Annotated in this window: 5 protein-coding genes; 1 reads left to right on the top strand and 4 read right to left on the bottom strand. The window is 66.0% G+C overall.

Going from position 1 to position 18,646, the window contains the following annotated elements:
• Genes ACIA48_RS03770 through ACIA48_RS03760 form a run of 3 tightly spaced genes read right to left on the bottom strand, consistent with a single transcriptional unit; the run spans window position 1 to window position 6,213 of the window.
• On the bottom strand, window positions 1-1,755 hold the full coding sequence (locus ACIA48_RS03770; RefSeq protein WP_396727732.1) for an AMP-binding protein: 1,755 nt from the start codon (window positions 1,753-1,755) through the stop codon (window positions 1-3).
• Complete coding sequence (locus ACIA48_RS03765) at window positions 1,752-4,754, bottom strand: RND family transporter (RefSeq protein WP_396727730.1); 3,003 nt, start codon at window positions 4,752-4,754, stop codon at window positions 1,752-1,754. The genes ACIA48_RS03770 and ACIA48_RS03765 overlap by 4 nt, the downstream gene beginning before the upstream one ends.
• A 37-nt stretch (window positions 4,755-4,791) precedes the next feature.
• On the bottom strand, window positions 4,792-6,213 hold the full coding sequence (locus ACIA48_RS03760; RefSeq protein WP_396727728.1) for a condensation domain-containing protein: 1,422 nt from the start codon (window positions 6,211-6,213) through the stop codon (window positions 4,792-4,794).
• A gap of 227 nt (window positions 6,214-6,440) precedes the next feature.
• Here ACIA48_RS03760 and ACIA48_RS03755 point away from each other — a divergent pair, with 227 nt between their 5' ends.
• The gene (locus ACIA48_RS03755) at window positions 6,441-17,393 is read left to right on the top strand and encodes an SDR family NAD(P)-dependent oxidoreductase (protein WP_396727726.1); all 10,953 of its coding nucleotides are present in this window, start codon (window positions 6,441-6,443) and stop codon (window positions 17,391-17,393) included.
• On the opposite strand, the gene ACIA48_RS03750 is transcribed toward ACIA48_RS03755, so the two are convergent.
• A complete protein-coding gene (locus ACIA48_RS03750; protein ID WP_396727724.1) occupies window positions 17,390-18,472 on the bottom strand; it encodes a dihydrodipicolinate reductase in 1,083 nt (360 codons plus the stop codon). The genes ACIA48_RS03755 and ACIA48_RS03750 overlap by 4 nt on opposite strands.
• Between the last annotated feature and the right edge of the window lie 174 nt (window positions 18,473-18,646).

Raw genomic sequence — 18,646 nt, 5'->3', positions numbered from 1 at the left:
TCATGCGTCCAGCCGAACGAATCGGTCCTGTCGGTACTGCTCGGCACACGCGGCGCGTTGGACCTTGCCGCTTGTCGTCGTCGGGATCGATCCGGGCGGCACCAGCACGAGGTCCCCCACATTCAGACCATGTGCATGGGATATCGCGGACGTGACATCGTTCTTGACCTCACTGAGCCAGCGCACCGCTTCCACCGCGGGATCGCCCGGTTGCTTGACTTCAACGACGGTGACAAGTTTTTCGGTGTTGCTCACCGAGACCGCGATCGCCGCCACGCGGCCGCGCGTAATCTCGGTGACCGTCGCCTCGATGTCCTCGGGGTAGTGGTTGCGGCCACGAATGATGAGCATGTCCTTGATGCGGCCGACGATGAACAGTTCGCCGCCGGAGACGAAACCCAGATCCCCGGTCTTGAGCCAGGGACCGCCGGCTGTGCCCGGTGACGGGTCGAACAGTGTGGCGTGAAAGCACTGCTGCTGCTCCGATGGCCGGCGCCAGTAACCGGACGCCACGTTGTCCCCGTGCACCCAGATTTCGCCGACTACGTCGGGCGGGCACTCCCTGTTGGTCTCGACGTCGACGATTCGCACGATCGGCGACGACGGCAGGGCGTACCTCACCAGCGCGGCGCCCGTGCCTGCTGTAGTCCGCGCGGCGCGGCCAGCCGACAGTTCGTCGACGTCGAAACGGACGGCGCCAGCGGATTCATTCCAGGTGCCACTCGTCACAAAGACCGTCGCCTCAGCCAGTCCGTACGACGGGCGCAGCATGTGGTCGCGAAAGTTGAAGTGCGCGAACCGATCTGCGAAGCGTTCCAAGGTGGTCGGCTCGACCCGCTCGGCGCCGTTGATGAGGGCGACCACGTCACCCAGATCGAGCCCGACCAGGTCACTGTCACGGGTCTTGCGGGCGGCCATATCGAATGCGAAGTTTGGCGCCGCCGAGAACGCGCCGGGATTCAGCGCCAGCGCGCGCATCCATCTGGCCGGACTCTCCAGGAATGAGGTCGGAGTCGCCAGCGCGGCGGGCAGACCGCTCAGGATGGGCGCACAGACGCCCATCATCAGACCCATGTCGTGGTAGAAGGGCAGCCACGAGACGAACGTCGTCTCGGCCGGCGACCTGACACCGGCGAGATACGTGCGCATCACCTGCTCGAAGTTCACCTGCAGATTGTGGTGCGAGATGACGACCCCGGTCGGCAGCCGGGTCGAACCCGAGCTGTACTGCAGATACGCGACAGTGGGCGACCCCGTCGTCGTGAATCCCGCGGCTCCCTCGGCAGCGTCAAGATCGATCGCATCGATCTCGATGACCTTTGGGACGGTGTCGAGGCGCGCCTGACGGAGATAACCCGCGATGTCCCTTGCCACCGCGGATGTCGTGAGCACCACGGCGGGCGAAGCGTCATCGACGACTGCACTCACCCGGTCATGCGTCGAGCCGCGATTGGGCAGCGGGAGCGGTACCGCGACGAGACCGGCCTGGATGGAGCCCAGGAACGCCACGATGTACTCGAGGCCCTGTGGGGCGAGGATCACCGCTCGGTCGCCGACCGAGGCGTGCCTACTCAGCTCGCGTGCCACGTTGACGGTTTGAAGCGCGAGCGCTGACCACGTGAGGCGCTCGGCGACACCCGCCGGGTCGACGCCGTAGTCGGTGAACGTGAACGCGGCATCGTCGGGCCGGAGGCTGGCACGTCCGTGCAGCATCGAGATGACCGACGACTGAGGCCCGCGGTTTGTGGCTGTCACGTGACGTCTGCCCGGGATCGTCCGAACTGGCTGCCCGGCATGCTGAGCCGGGAGGGCCACCAGTTCGCCCGTCCCACCAGTGACGCGATGGCGGGCACCGTAACGGTTCGCACCAGGAAGGTATCCAGCAGCACACCGACGCCGATGACGAAGCCACCCTGGACCACAGTGGTGATGCTCGAGAACAACAGCCCACACATCGATGCGGCGAAAATGAGCCCGGCCGCGGTGATCACGCCGCCGGTCGACGTCAGGGTGCGGATGACGCCGTACCGCATACCGCGCGGAGATTCGTCACGCATACGCGACACGAAGAGCAGGTTGTAGTCGGCGCCCACCGCGACCAGCACCACGAAGGCCAGTGGCGGCACGCTCCAATGCAGCTCCTGGCCGAGCAAGTACTGGAATGTCAAGACGCTGACGCCGAGGGCCGCGAAATACGAGATCACCACCGAGCCGACGAGGTAGACCGGCGCGACGATCGCCCGCAACAGCACCATCAGGATCAGCAGCACGACCACCAGCGTCACGATGATGATGAACCGGATGTCGTGCTCGTAGTAGTCGCGGGTGTCGCGCAGCGCGGCGGGGAATCCGCCCATGGTGATCTCGGCGTCCGCCAGTTGGGTATTGGGCTGGGCACTTCGCGCCGTGTCGCTGATCTGATTGACCTGGTCCATCGCCTCGGCGCTGAACGGGTTCAGCGTGGTCTGAACCAGATACCGGGCCGAATGGCCGTCCGGCGAGATGAACATCTGCGCGGCCTTCTTGAAGTCGTCGAGCTGCAGTATCTGGACCGGAATGTTGAATCCCGCCATCGACGGATCCGCGGCGTCATTCCGCATCGACAGCAGGAAGGCCGCCGCCTCGTCGAGGCCAGCACCCACTAGCTTCACCTGGCCGACGAGCTGATCCACGCCGCCCGCCACCTGCTGGCTTCCGTCGGCCAGGCGGTTGGCGTCCTGCCGCACCCGGGACAGACCCGCCTCCAAGCCACCGGGTCGATCGAGACCCATCGACTTGACCGCCGAGCTGAAGTTCGCCAGCGCGTCGTTCAGCTGCTTCACCGTCGCGTTGAGGGTCTGCCTGTCGTCGAAGCCCTGCAGCTGCCCGGTCAGCGAGTTGATTTGGTCGAGGCTTCCGTCGTTGCGAGCGTCGACCAGCTTTTGAAACTGGGCACGGGTGTCCCGGCACGAGGGGTTGGCGTCGCAGATCGCGTTGCCATTTAGTGCCGTTAGCACCGGACCCACCCACGCGAAAAGGTCTCGTACGGTGGCGAAGTTGACTCCCATCGAGTTGCCGAGCGCATTGATGCTCTGGACGAGTTTGGCGGCGGTCTCGACGTCGCGGACCAGCTTGTCGCCATTCTGCTCGCTTCTCAGCGACGACAGCGCATCGAGCAGGCGCTGCATGCTGGGCGCGATCTTGTTGATCTGGGTGCGAACGTCGCCGAGGCTGTCGGCCAGGGTGTCCGCCCCGTTCGTCAGCCGATTGAGATCGCCGGTGTTGGCGTCGATCAGCGTCGCCCCTTGGGCCATCCGGTCGCCGACGATGCCCGCTTGATAAGTGGCCCTGAACTCCGGCGGCACCTGGCCGGTGGGACGGGTGACGCCGCTGACGAGACTGATGTTCGGTAGCTGGCTGACCCGCTGCGCCATCTGTTCCAGGTCGGCGAGCGCCTGCGGGGTGCGCAGATCACGCGGCGACTGCACGAGGATGTACTCGGGTACCGCCCGGCTGATGGGGAAATGCTGCTCCAGCGCGGCGTATCCGATCGAACTCGGAGCCAACGGGCCGAGCGCCTTGCGATCGTCATAGTTGTAGCGGACCAGCGTCGCGCACCCGGCGAGGATCGCCAGAACGAGCAGGCTGGCGACGAGATGGGTCTTTGGCCGCCGGACGATGCGTACCCCAGACCGGCGCCAGAACCGAGTGGTGAGCTCGCGCCGCGGTTTCACCCAGCCGCGCGGCCCGGCCAAGACGAGGATGGCGGGCAGCAGCGTGATCGCGGCGAGGAAGGCCATCGCGACACCGATCGCACACGCGACCCCGATGGTGGAAAACACGCCCATCTTGGCAAAGCTGATCCCGAGGAAGGTGATCCCCACCGTCGCGGCGGACGCGGTGATGACCTTGCCGATGGAGGTCATGGCGCGCTTCACCGCGCTGTCGAAGCCTTCCCCTTGCCGTAGATAGTCGTGGTATCGGCTGATGAGGAAGACGGCGTAATCGGTTCCCGCACCGGCGATCATGGCGCTCAGGAAGATGATGGACTGGTTCGAGACGCCCAGTCCGAACAGTTCGGACACGCCGGCCACCACGCCTTGGGCGGTGAGCAGAGACATTCCGATCGCGGCCAGTGGCAACAGCATGGTGATCGGGTTGCGGTACACCAGTAGGAGGACGATGAGCACCAGGAAACCGATCGCGATCTCGATTGGGAGGCGGTCGTTGTCGCCCGCAACCGTGAGATCTGCGACCGTAGCGGCGGGCCCCGTCACGTACACGGTGAGGGGTTCGGAACCGGCGACCGCGTGATCGATCATGGCGGTGACCCGGTTGAACGCCTCGTACGCGCGCGGGGTGCCCAACTCGCCGGCCAATCCGACGGGCAGCACCCAGGTCGTCTTGTCCTCGCTTGTCAGGAACGGACGCAGCTGCGGTGTGGTGATGAAATCCTGGACCATCGCGACGTCAGTCACGTTGTCGCGCAGCGTGTCCACCACCTTGCGGTAGGTGGCTTCGTTCTTCTGCTCGAGTCCGGATTCGTTGATGAACGCGACGACGAGAAGGTTGTCCGAACCAGATTCGTGAAACGCTTCACTCATCTGGCGAGCAGCAACGCTCGACGGGGCGTCGCTGGGCAGGATCGCCAGCGGATGCCGCTGCGCCATCTCGTTCAGACTCGGGACCGTCACGGGGAGGGCGACCGCCATCGCGATCCAGACCGCGATCACCGCCCAGGGCCACCGCACCACGACCTCGGCTAGTCGGCGCATCTCGCCCTCACCTTCGCCCTCGAACCGCCTCGCCCCACTACGCGACGCGTCCCCAATGCCCGCTGTCGGCCACCCGCGTCGAGACGGACCGCACCGCCTCCATGTACCGTGCCACCGATTTCCGCGCCACCGGATTATCGGGATGCATGATCGCCATCACCGTTCCCTCCCCGTACCGGAAGACATAGATCGTCAGCTGGTAGGAGAATCGGTTGTCCGGATACATGCCGATATTGCTCGCAAGGCCCATCTCAGCGGCCGCAAGGACCGCGTTGAGCGGGGCTGCGCCGCCGTGCAAGAAGTTCGACACCGGGAAGTTCGGCCGCGGCCACTTCAGCCACGGCGCCAATTCCAGCACGCGGTAATACGGCACCCGCGCCATGTCCAAACTCGAGTCGAAGCACGCCTGCGCGGCCGCGGCAGCCTCGCTGAAAGACGTTGCAGCCACCGGAACGGTGATCGGGATCAGGCCAGTGAACCAGCCCTGCGTCATGAAGTTGTCACCCGCCGTGCGGGAATCGCGCGGGGTGAGGCCGTAGTAGGTGAGCGCGCCAGTCAAATCGTGTTCCACTAGGCCCAGGCAGGCGAACAAGCCGCCGACAAAGCGCGCACCCACGGCCGTACAGGCCGATTCGAAGCGGTCCGTCTGCGGAATATCCATGACGACCAACGAGCTCCACGCGCTGGTGGTCGACTCGTCGGGGTTACCCAGTGGCAGCGGGAACTCGGGGAAGCCGTCCCCGTTGTTCTCGGCGAACTCCAACCACGTCCGTACGCCGGGCGAATCCACTGTCAGTGCCGCGGTGTACTTGCGCTCGGCGACGCAGAAGTCCTCGAAGCTACCGGCATCGGGCAGCGTGAGAGCTTGGCCGGCGCCGCTCATCGCTGAATACATGCCGTTGGCCTCCATCATCGTGGTGCCGATCAGCGTGGCATCCCCGTGGACGTGGTCCATGGCGGCAAAGAAGGTGAAGTGGTCGGAGTTCTGCACGATTCCGAAGGTGAAACACCCCCACTCCAACGGACTCGGGATGTCCACGACGTGCCCGCGGATCTCCTCAACTGTCATGTGCCCATGATCGACCGGCACGAACTCGATGTCGCCGGGGTCCTCGAGGGCGTGCCGGATGAAGGTTCCATCATCGATCCGTTCAAACCAGCTGCGGAAGGTGTCGTGTCTGCGAAGGTACGTGTTGACGGCGTGGTCCATGGCCGCGATGTCACACCGACCCGCCACGACACAGCTCGCGATGATCTGTCGGGAAAAGTTCAGTCCAGCAGCCTGACGTTCGCTGAAATTGCGCAGATGCTGGCCCTGCATATAGCTCACCGGGACCGCGCTGACCTTTGCCAGCCGCGCCTTCTCCAATGCCGCTGCCGTGGGGCGCCAGGAGGTGACGGAGCCTGGACTCAACGACCATTCGTCAAGTGCGCCGACCGTGATCTTCCCGATGCGCAATGCGGGTCCCTCCGTGTCGCCGGCCCTGGATCCGACATGACCCGGTGGCCGGGATCAACATACCCTCGGTCCGGCCGCCGCCGCCTGGTCCACTGGCCGGGGGCCCGAAAATAGGGATGCGCAAGACACAGCAAGGCGTGCAATAGTGTCCGTCGGGGGGCTTAATTTACAGGCGCGACAGTGGTGCGCACGGTACAGGCCTGTCGCCGATGTACGGAGGACGGCGCATGGTATCCGCGGAAATTTCGTCCGAGTCGGCCCCGCGCTTCGCCATCGTCGGTTACGCGGCCCGTTTCCCCGGTGCACCGGACGCCGACGGTTTCTGGGAGGTTCTGCGCGAGGGTCGCGATGCCATCTCCGAGGTGCCCGAGGACCGCTGGGACGTCGACGAATTCTTCGACGCGGAGCCCGGTGCGTCCGGCAAGGTCATCACGCGACGGGCCGGTTTCGTCGACGACGTAACAGGCTTTGACGCGCCGTTCTTCGGGATGTCGACGCGCGAGGTCAGGCTGATGGACCCGCAGCACCGAATCTTGTTGGAGACAGCGTGGCGCGCGATCGAGCACTCGGGTACCGCTCCGACCTCTTTGGCCGAGAGCAACACTGGCGTCTTCGTCGGACTGGCCACCCATGACTACCTGGGAATGGCGTCCGACGAACTGACGTACTCCGAGATCGAGGCCTACCTGGCGATTGGGACCTCGAACGCGGCGGCAGCGGGACGGATCAGCTACCGGTTGGGCCTGCAGGGGCCGTCGGTCGCCGTCGACACGGCGTGCAGTTCGTCGTTGGTGGCGATCCATCAGGCATGCCAGTCGCTGCGCCTCGGCGAGTGCGACCTCGCCTTGGCAGGCGGCGCGAATGTGCTGCTGACGCCGGCCACCATGATCACGTTCTCGCAGGCGCAGATGCTTTCCCCCGACGGCCGGTGCAAAACGTTCGACGCGGCCGCGGACGGCTACGTGCGCGGCGAGGGCTGCGGCATCATCGTCATCAAACGTCTGGGGGACGCCGTCCGCGACGGCGACCATATCCGGGCCGTGATCCGCGGCAGCGCCGTCAATCAGGACGGTGCTTCGGGCGGCCTGACGGTGCCGAACGGCGTTGCCCAGCAACGGGTCATCACCGATGCGCTCAAGCGTGCCGACCTTCGACCGAGCGATGTCGGATATCTGGAGGCACACGGCACCGGCACATCGTTGGGCGACCCAATCGAAGCCCAGGCCGCCGGCGCCGTCCTGGGCGAGGGCCGGGACGCGAGCAGCCCCCTGCTGATCGGTTCGGCCAAGACGAACATCGGGCACCTCGAGGCAGCTGCGGGCATCGCGGGCGTCATCAAGGTCATCCTGTCGCTGGAGCATGAGCTCCTACCACCGCACCTGCACTTCGAGAACCCATCGCCACACATTCCGTGGAACCGTCTATCTCTGCAGGTAGTCAAGGCGGCTATCCCCTGGCAACGCAACGGCAAGCCGCGTATTGCGGGTGTCAGCTCATTCGGGTTCGCCGGGACCAACGCTCACGTCATCGTGGAGGAGGCGCCGGTACTGAAGCCGGGGCCGCAGCCTGAGGAAGCCGGGGACGCGCGGTTCAGCATTCTGCCGCTGTCAGCGCGTACCCCGGCCGCGCTAGTTCAGATCGCCGGTCAGTACCGCGACTGGTGGACCGCCAATCCGAAGGCAAGCTTGACGGACGTGTGCTTCACCGCGGGAACGGGGCGTGCGCACCTCGAGCATCGGGCCGCGCTTGTGGTCAATTCGCGGGAATCCGCCATCGAACTGCTCGGCGCCCTCGCCGACGACCGTCCGGCTCCCGGTCTGGTCCGCGGCGAGTCGCAGGACGCACCGAAGACAGCGTGGCTGTTCACCGGCCAGGGCAGCCAATACTCCGGTATGGCGAGCGAATTGTTCGACACCGAGCCGGTTTTCGCCGAAACGCTGAACCGCTGCGCGACAGCGATCGCCGAGATTATCGAAAAGCCCTTGCTCGACGTTATTTTCGGCCTCGATGGTCCAGGCGATGAAGCGAACCTGCGACAGACCTCCTACGCCCAGCCCGCGCTGTTCGCACTCGAGATGGGCCTGGCCCGGCTCTGGCAGTCATGGGGTTTCGAGCCTGATGTGGTACTCGGACACAGCGTCGGTCAGTACGCGGCGGCCTGCGTCGCGGGCGTCATCACGCTGGAGGACGGCGCGCTGCTGATGGCCGAGCGCGGTCGCCTATTCGGCAGCTTGCCCACCGGTGGCCGGATGGTCGCAGTATTCGCCGCCGCTGAGCGCGTCGACAGGCTGACCGACGAGTATCCAAGCCTGTCCGTTGCTGCGTACAACGGCGCCAACATCGTATTGTCCGGCCCTGCAGAAAATCTGGAGCAGGCGGTAGCCAGTCTCACCGCCGACGGTGTCCGCTGCGACTGGCTGGACACCAGTCACGCATTCCATTCCGCGCTACTCGATCCGATTCTGGACGAGTTCGAGTCGTACGCGAACCGATTCGAGTTCAAAGCGCCAGAACGCATCCTGATCGACAACCGCACCGGCACGGCCCTCGGCAGGAGCATGAAACTCGATGGCCCTTATTGGCGTCGCCACGCACGCCAACCGGTCGAGTTCGCAAAGAGCGTGCAGACCCTTTCCGACCTGCACTGCAAACTGTTGCTCGAGATCGGCCCCCACCCCGTGCTCACCGCCGCTGCACTCGGGGCGTGGCCAGACCCTGCCACCGCGCCGCGGGTGATCACCTCGCTGCGGCGAAGCACCGCCGATCACCGTCAAATCACCGAGGCGGTCGCCGATGCGTACGTCCTGGGTCACCTGCCTGCGTTCACCGCGCTCGGCCAGCCGCATACGCGCAAACTCGACCTGCCCACCTACCCGTTCGAACGTCGCCAGTACTCGTTTCGGGACAACCGCATCAACGGCGTGGCCGATAGCCGGGACATGGCCGAGGCGACCCGCAGTACCGCTCCGACCGAGGCACTGCGCCTCCTGGAGGGCGGCCGGATCGAGGAACTGGCAGCGCTGCTAGACGGCACGGGTGACGATCAGCAGACCCTTGATGTGCTGAGACAGCTTGCTGCACAACACAATCGCCAGCGAACGGTGCAGTCCATTGCGCATGACCGCTACGTGATCCACTGGGAGAGAACCACCGCTGCACTGTCGGGTGCGGCGCGCGACGAAGATTGCAGCTGGCTCCTCATCGGCGACGACGACGCCGTCCGGCCGCTCCTCGATGTGCTCACTGCGCGCGGGCACCGGCACCGGGTTATCGCGTCACCTGTGTCCGACGCGGACGAGGAGAAGCTCGCGGATGCGCTGCGCGCTGCGGCCATTGACGACTCGACGCTGCGCGTCGTCCATGTCGGTGCGCTGGACGCCGAGACGTCGACCTCGATGCGCTCGCTGCTGCGGATGCAGCACCGGATCCTGGGCGGTACCCGTCGGCTCTTCCGCGCTGCAACGGTCGCGGACGTAGGCGCCCCGATCTGGTTGGTGACCCGCAACGCGCAGCGGATCACCGACACGGACGCCGTGTCGCCGGACCAGAGCTGCCTCTGGGGATTCGGTCGCGCCGCGTCGCTGGAACTTCCGCACGTGTGGGGTGGACTCGTCGACGTGGCGGAATGCACTACGGGTCTGTGGTCCCGATTCATCGACATAGTGACGACGCCGCACGACTCTGCTGTGAAGGAAGATCAGATCGCGCTGCGCGGCAACCACGTGTATGTGCCGCGCCTGGTTAGACGTGCAGATCAGCCGAGCGGAGCAACGCTGAACCTGCGTTGCGATGCGACGTATCTGGTGACTGGTGGCCTCGGTGCGGTCGGACTGGAGATCGCCGAGTACCTGGCGTCCAGCGGTGCCCGTCATCTAGTGCTCACCAGTCGCCGCACGCCCGACGAGGCCACGAAACGCCGCATCGACGCACTGAGCGAACTGCACGGCTGCGAGATACGGGTCATCACCGCCGATGTCGCCGATGCGCACGCTGTGGCACGTCTGCTGACCGTCGTCCAAGCCGAACTGCCGCCGCTGGCGGGCGTCGTCCACGCGGCGGGCGAGATCGGCACCACCCCGTTGAGCAAGCTGGACGATGCCGAAATGGATCGCGTATTCGCCGGCAAGGTATGGGGCGCTTGGCATTTGAGCGAAGCCGCCGCCGACCTGGAACTCGACTTCTTCATCAGCACCTCTTCGATCGCGTCGGTGTGGGGCGGCTTCGGTCAGACCGCCTACGGTGCTGCCAATGCATTCCTCGACGGGTTGGCCTGGCGCCTACGCGGACAAGGAATTTCGTCAGTCAGCGTCAACTTCGGACCGTGGTCGACAGGTATGGCCGACGAGCGGTCGCGTGCACGACTCGGTGAGCGCGGAATCCACGCCTTGTCCGCCGCCGATGCCCTGGCCGGGCTCAACGATGTGATGGCGGCTCCGTTTGGCGCCGCGCAGGGTGTGGTCGCCCGTATCGACTGGACTCGATTCCTGCCGCTCTACCAGCAGACGGGCCGGCGGGCGTTCCTGTCCGAATTGGAGGCCGAGTTGCCGCCCGAGCCGACATCCGCGGCGACCGCAGCGACGCCGTCGGGTAAGACCCAGCTCGTCGAGCGCCTCATGGCAGCCCCAATGCACCAGCGCACGCGAATCATCACCGACTATTTGCGCAACGCGGTGGCCGAGGTAACACGGGTGGACCCCACCGAGATCCGCGAGGACGCAGGGTTCTTCGACCTCGGGATGGACTCCCTGATGGCGATCGAACTGCGGCGCCGCCTCGAACTTGGTGTCGGCAAGGAGATTCCCGTCACCTTGGTAATGGATCATCCGCGGCTGTCCGACGCGGCTGGGTACCTGCTCGGCGAGGCGCTTGGGCTCGACACGCATACGGCGGTGACTACGGACGCCAGGCCGGCGGCGGCGCCGACGCGCACGGACGAACCGATCGCTATCGTCGCGGTGTCGTGCCGTTTCCCCGGCGCGCCCGATCCGGAAGCTTTCTGGGAGTTGCTCTCCGGCGGGGTCGACGCGATCCGGGAAGTCCCCGAGGACCGATTCGACATCGACGAGTTCTACGACCCCGACCCGGAGGCCTCGGGCAAGACCTACACCCGCTACGGCGGGTTCCTCGACGGCATCGACGGTTTCGATCCCGAGTTCTTCGGCATCTCGCCGCGCGAGGCGATGTGGATCGAGCCGCAGCAGCGGTTGATGCTGGAGACTGTCTGGGAGGGTCTCGAAAGGGCCGGGTACGCGCCATCCACTTTGCGCGGCAGCCGGACCGGAATCTTTGCCGGTGTGGCCGCCAATGAGTACGCCCACCTGCTGTCGTCGGAATCGATGGACAAGATCGAGCCCTACTTCATCACCGGCAACGCGCTCAACGCCATCTCCGGCCGTGTCGCTTTTGTGCTAGGGCTCGAAGGCCCTGCCATGGCTGTCGACACCGCATGCAGCTCGGCTCTCGTCGCGGTTCATCAGGCCTGCCAGGCGTTGCGCTTTGGTGACTGCGACATGGCTTTGGCGGGCGGTGTGAACGTTCTACTGAGCCCGGTGACGGTGGTCGCCGCGTCCCGCGCGCGCATGCTCTCACCCGTCGGCCGATGCAAGACCTTCGACGCTTCCGCCGACGGTTACGTGCGCAGCGAGGGCGCCGGGATCCTGGTGTTGAAGCGGTTCGGTGATGCTGAGCGGGACGGCGACCGGGTGCTCGCGGTTATCTCGAGCAGTGCTGTGAACCAGGACGGCGCGTCCAGCGGATTGACCGTGCCCAACGGTGGTGCGCAGCAACGGCTGATCGGAACCGCGCTGGCTCGGGCAGGTCTATCCGGCCGCGACATCGACTACCTCGAGGCGCACGGCACCGGCACCCCGCTTGGCGATCCGATTGAAGTCCAGGCGGCCGCCGCCGCCTATGGCGAGTCGCGCGACGCGGACCGCCCGCTGCTCATGGGTTCGGTAAAGACCAACATCGGCCACACCGAATCGGCCTCCGGCGCAGCGGGTCTGATCAAGGTCGTGTTGTCGTTGCAGCATGAGCTGCTACCGCAGAGCCTGCATTTCGACAACCCATCACCGCACATCCCTTGGGACACCTTGCCGGTGCGCGTCGTCGACGAGGCAACGCCGTGGCACCCGAACGGTAGGCCCCGCCGCGCGGGTGTCAGCTCCTTCGGGTTCACCGGGACGAACGCGCACGTACTGATCGAAGAGGCACCGCCACAGCAACTGCCAGAGCTCGAAGATCCCACCGGCGATATCAATATCCTTGCGCTGTCCGCACGTTCACCGGAGGCGCTCGCCGCGGTGGCTCAGCGCTATGCGGCCTGGTTGGGCGAACACCCGGACGCCGACCTGGCCGATGTGTGCCTGAACGCCGGGAGGGGTCGATCGCATTTCGAGCACCGTGCCGCGCTCGTCGTGGAGTCGGTCGAAGTCGCGCGCGAGGGTCTGACCCAACTGGCCGAAAATCGCCTGCTCCCCGGAGTCGTACGCGGCGAGCACACCCATCACCCGACTACGGCGTGGTTGTTCACGGGCCAGGGCAGCCAGTACCCGGGAATGGCGCGTGAACTGTTCGACACCGAACCGGTTTTCGCAGAAACCGTGACCCGCTGCGCGGATGCGGTCATGGACATCCTTCCTAGGCCGCTGCTCGAGGTGCTGTTCGCCACCGGCCGCGAAACCGGTGGCGAGGCCGGACAGACGTTGCGGCACACGTCATTTGCTCAACCCGCGCTCTTCGCCCTCGAGGTGGGTCTGGCTCGGCTCTGGCAGTCCTGGGGCATCGAACCCGACGTGGTTCTCGGCCACAGTGTCGGCCAGTACGCCGCTGCATGTGTCGCCGAAGTCTTCAGCCTCGAGGACGGCGTCCGGCTGATCGCCGAGCGCGGCCGGATGTTCGGCAGCCTGCCCGGAGGTGGGCGCATGGTGGCGGTGTTCGCGGACGCCAAACAGATCGAACAGCTCGCAGGCAGATATCCGCGAGTTTCGGTGGCGGCATACAACGGTCCGAACACCGTGTTGTCCGGGCCTGCCGAGGATTTGGAGCGGGTCGTCGGCACGTTCAGTGACGAGGGAATTCGTTGCACCTGGCTGGACACCAGCCATGCCTTCCACTCCGAACTGCTCGATCCGGTGCTGGACGAATTCGAGTCGCATGCGAGCCAATTCGAGTTTTCCACTCCCAGTCTCCCCCTGGTCTGCAACCGCACCGGCACCGTGCTCACCCTCCAGACCCCGCTCGACGCCGGGTACTGGCGGCGGCATTCCCGCCAGCCGGTGCAATTCGCCGAGAGTGTGCGCACCGTGGCGTCGCTGGGCTGCTCGGTGTTGATGGAGATCGGCCCACAACCGGTGCTCACCGGTGCCGCGGTGCAGGTGTGGCCCGAGCATCTGGCCCCGCCGCGCGCCATCGCCTCAATGCGTAAAGGCGTCGGCGACCGGCGCCAGATCGCCGATGCGCTCGCCGCTGCCTACGTCGGCGGGCTGCGGCCCGACTTCACTGCGGTGCATCGTCAACCCCGCCGTCGGCTCGAATTGCCGACCTACCCGTTCCAGCGGCGCCGGTTCTGGCCCAAGACGTCGGCGATAACTGTGGACGGCGCTACGGTGTCGGGAATCCTGGGCAGCGGCAAGGACCTCGCGTCCGGAGATTCGATCTACACGAGCAGGCTGTCCGTCAAGTCGCAGCCTTGGCTGTCCGACCACGTCATCTACGGCACCGTCGTCGTCCCCGGGGCGACGTACGCAGCGATGGCGCTGACCGCGGTCGGTACCCCGGCTCTAGCGCGGGACGTCTTCTTCTACGAGCCGATCATCCTGCCCGAGAAGACCTCTCGTGAGGTGCAGCTGACGTTGCACCCGCTGGAGGGCAGTGAGTGGACATTCCAGGTGCACAGCCGCCCATACGGTGATCGAGGTGCCGATTGGTCGCTGAACGCCGAGGGCACCGTCGTCGCCGGGCTCGGTGACACTACCGAGGCGCCCAAGGCAGAACCGGTAGACGAGGCAACGGAGCGGTTGAACCGCATGCGTCCGCAGGAGTTGTTCGAGACCTTCGCCGACCTCGAATTAGCCTGGGGCCCAACCTGGTCCGGTTCGCTGAAGTCACTGTGGCTCGGCGAGGGCGAGGCGATCGGCGACATCCTTGTCGGCGAGGAACTCGCCGAACACATTGGCGCAGAGGCGATGCACCCCGTGCTGATGGACCTGTGCACCGGCGTCGCCTTCCCGGCGTTCCCCGCGGTCCTCGCGGCCGAGCAGGGCGTTAGCGATCTGTTCCTGCCGCTGCGCTACGGCCAGGTGACGTTGCGGGACAAGATGCCGCGACGGTTCTACTGCCGCGCAAAGTGGCACGAGAACCCGCTGGAGAACGAAACCCAGGTTTTCGACCTCGATTTCGTCGATCGCGACGGCCGCAGCCTCGGTGGCATCCACGAGTTCACAGTCAAACGCGCGCCTCGCGAGGCACTGCTGCGTGGTCTCGGCGGCGACGCCACCCGGCTGCTCTACACACTCGGCTGGCACGAGGTGCCGGTGTCGAGCGACGCTGCCGCAGAGGTGAACGGCACCTGGCTGATCGCTGGATTCGACGGACTGGCCGCCGAGGTGCCGGGCTGCATCCCGTTGGACAGGTCGGCCGGCCCGGAACTCTTAGGACAGGTGCTGGCCGACGCGCACGAGCGCGGGATGCCGTTCTCAGGTGTCGTCTGGCGTGCGGGTGCGCCCGACGACTCGGAGGACGCTGTACGGCTCGAAACTGAGATCGCTAACCTCCTCAGCGGCGTGCATACCGTGCAGGGCGGCGTAAAACTGCCAGGCGGACTGTGGATCATCACCGAGCGAGCCGTGGCCACCGAATCCGGCGAGCAGGTCGACCCGGTGCAGGCGGCACTGTGGGGCTTCGGGCGCACCACTATCAACGAGGAGCCGGCTCTTCGCGCGCGGCTTGTCGACATCGACGGCTCACCCGAGGCGGTGCGGATGCTGACCGGGCTGTTGGCCACGCCGGTCGACGAACCGGAACTGGCGGTGCGCCAAGGCAAGTTGCTGGCGTCACGGTTGTTGCCCTGGTCGCGCAGCGGGCACCTCACGGTGCCGCGCGGGACCGATTACGTCCTGGCGCCCACCGAACGGGGGGCGATCGACAATCTAAGGCTGACCGAGAAGGAGGTCGCCCCGCCGGACGAGGGCTATGTCCAGGTCCGGGTGGAAGCCGCGGGCCTGAATTTCCGCGATGTACTCAACGTTCTCGGCCTGTACCCCGGCGACCCCGGACCCATCGGTGGTGACTTCGCCGGCGTCGTGACGCAGTTGGGAGACGGCGTCACCGGTCTCGAAGTCGGCCAGCGCGTGTACGGCTCCATGCAGGGCGCGTTCGCCAGCCGGTTCAACGTACCGGAGCAATTCATCGCGCCGATCCCCGACGGAGTCAGCGCTGTCGAGGCCGCGACGATTCCCGCCGCGGCGCTGACGGTTCGTCTGTCGTTCGACTGGGCGCAGTTGAAGCCAGGGGACAGGGTGCTCATCCACGCGGCCAGCGGTGGCGTCGGGCTGGCGGCCGTCCAGATGGCCCAGCAGTGCGGGGCCGAGGTATTCGCGACGGCCAGCACCTTCAAGCGGTCGACGCTGCGTAGGCTCGGCGTGCAATACGTCTATGATTCGCGCACAACGGATTTCGCCGACCAGATACTGGCCGACACCGGCGGTGCCGGCGTGGACGTGGTGCTCAACAGTCTGACTGGCGAGGGGTTCATCGAGGCGACACTGAAAGCCACCAACCAAGACGGCCGGTTCGCCGAGATCGCCAAGCGCGACATCTGGTCACCGGAGCAGATGGCCGAGGTCCGACCGGACATCGACTACGAGATCGTTGCGCTGGACACGGTCATGTTCACCGAACCCGACCGCATTCGCGAACTGCTCACCGAGGTATCGGAGGGGCTGGCGCAAGGTGAATGGACGCCGCTGCCCGCCGAGATCTACCCGTTGACCGAGGCGCGGACCGCGTTCCGTCGGATGCAGCAGGCGCGACACATCGGCAAGGTTGTCGTGCAGATCCCGAGTCCGCTTCAGCCGCGCGCGGATCGGAGCTATCTGATCACTGGCGGGCTCGGCGCGATCGGCCTGCACACGGCGGCATACCTGGCGCAGCGCGGCGCCGGTGACATCGTGCTGACCAGTCGGCGCGCACCCGACGCGGAAGTGCAGCAGGCGATCGAGGAGATCGTCGAGCGTTTCAGGTGCCGGATCCATGTCTACGCGGCCGATGTAGGCCAAGAGTCCGAGGTGGCGACGCTGCTGGACCGGATTCGTGCTGAGCTGCCGCCGCTCGCCGGCGTGGCACATCTCGCGGGTGTGCTCGACGACGCGCTGTTGTCCCAGCAAAGTCTCGAGCGATTTCGGAGGACGTTGGCGCCCAAGGCGTTTGGCGCCGGCCACCTGGACAGGTTGACCAGGGACGACAAGCTGGACTTCTTCATCGTCTCGTCGTCGGTGTCCAGCCTGTTCGGCTCGCCGGGTCAGGCCAACTACGCGACCGCCAACGCGTTGCTAGACGGCCTCGTCGCGCAGCGACGCGCTCGAGGTCTGTGCGCCACCGGAGTCAACTTCGGCCCGTGGGCCCATGGGGGTATGGCGTCCTCGGAGGCGGCGACCGCGAATATCGGTGCGCAGGGCCTGATTCCGCTAGATCCGTCGGCTGGGCTGAGTGCCCTGGCCGAGGTCGTCGCCAACGGCACCGGACAGGCCACCGTCCTCAAGGCCAACTGGCAGCGCGCGGCAAAGGTGCTGGGCAGCTCGCGTCCTCCGATTCTCGACCTCGTCCTCCCGACCGCCGTGGGCGAGGTGGTCGGTGACAGCGAGTTGCTCAAGCAACTGCAGGAGATCCCCGTGCCACAGCGCGCGGCATTCGTCACCGAGTTCCTGCAGCGCGAGGTGCAGAACTTCCTGCGGCTGGCGCAGCCTCCCGCCGCGACGAGCCGGTTCTTAGACCTCGGCACGGATTCCCTGATGGCGATCGAGCTGCGCAACCGGTTGCACAGTCAATTCGGGGGCGCTTTCACGATCAACGCGACCGCGGTGTTCGACTATCCGACCGTCGGGGGCCTCGCCGAGTACCTCGTCGGCCAGCTGCCCGACGCCGACCGGCCAGAGAAGCCCCAAGAGCCGCCAGCCACTTAGTCAGCCCAGCGCTGCGCCTCGACCTCGGCGGGACGGCCCGTCTGCAGCGGCACGTCGAGACCGTCGTAAATCCCGGGCTTCTGCGTCGACAGCCAGTCCAGCGCGCCGAGCAGCCGGTTGGCCGCGGTGGTGTTGCCACCGTCGGCGCGCGTGCCACCCGGCACGTCGGCGCGACTGGTGATGGTCAGCTCGGGGTCACCGTGCACGATCACGCGGTGGTCACCGACGCCCTCGTCTGGATACGGCCAGTCCAGGGCGCAGGATTCGTGAATGCGGGTGATGTGGTCGATGACGATCCGCTCGCGACCGCCCGACTTTCCGATCACCTTGAGCCAAAAGGCGCCCTGGGTGCCTTTCTCGAATCGGCCCATCACGGTGTCGACGGACTCCTCGAGCGGCAGGCGCTCGATCTCCTCGGTGATCTCGTCGAGCTCCAGGCCGAGGCCCCGCGCGATCAGTCGCAGGTTTCCGCCCCACACCATGGTCGGGATGGACGGCAACAGCATCATCGGCACGTCGTCCATGGACCCGCCGAATCCGCACAACACCTTCACCGCGTGCGGCTGGTTGTAGGTGGAGTAGTCGAAGATCTCCTGACAATGGATCGACTGGATGCGGGTGCACAAACCGGCGGCCATGACGGCCAGCGCATCGTTACCCCAGCCAGGATCCACCCCACTGACGAGCAGGGTCGAACGGCCTTCCTCGGCGGCACTGGTCAGACGGTCGACCCATTCCTGCGGCGCGGAACGCGGGTCATAGAGCGAATAGAGCGACGGAGTGACGACATGCGAGCCCGCGCGCAAGCACCGCTCGATGTCGTTGACCGCCTCGTCGGGGCGGATGTCGCCAGACGCCATGTAGGCGACCGCGTCGCACTCCGTCAGGACCGCGTCGACGTCGGTGGTCGCCAGGACCCCGGTCGACTGATCCAGCTTGGCGAAGGAGGACGCATCCTTACCCGCCTTGTCCGGCGAGGACGTGATGACGCCCGACAGTTGCAACCCCGGGAACGCGACCGCGCTCCGGATCGCCGTAGCCCCCATATTGCCTGTTCCCCACACCGCGACTCGAAGCACGCGAACACCCTAACCCGGCTTGCCGTGACGAGATTCACAGTGGCCCAAAGGCGCACGTTTTTCGAGCGTGAGCAGGGCTTTTGGGGTCCCAACCAACCACCGGGTTGCATAGGTCGTGGAAATTGCTTTGGCCTGCTTTGTGTTCAAGTTACTGAGCGGTATAGTTCGGGCCAG

Source organism: Mycobacterium sp. NPDC051804, assembly GCF_044452905.1.
In the GTDB taxonomy this organism is placed as follows: domain Bacteria; phylum Actinomycetota; class Actinomycetes; order Mycobacteriales; family Mycobacteriaceae; genus Mycobacterium.
This window is presented reverse-complemented; position numbering and strand designations above follow the sequence as displayed.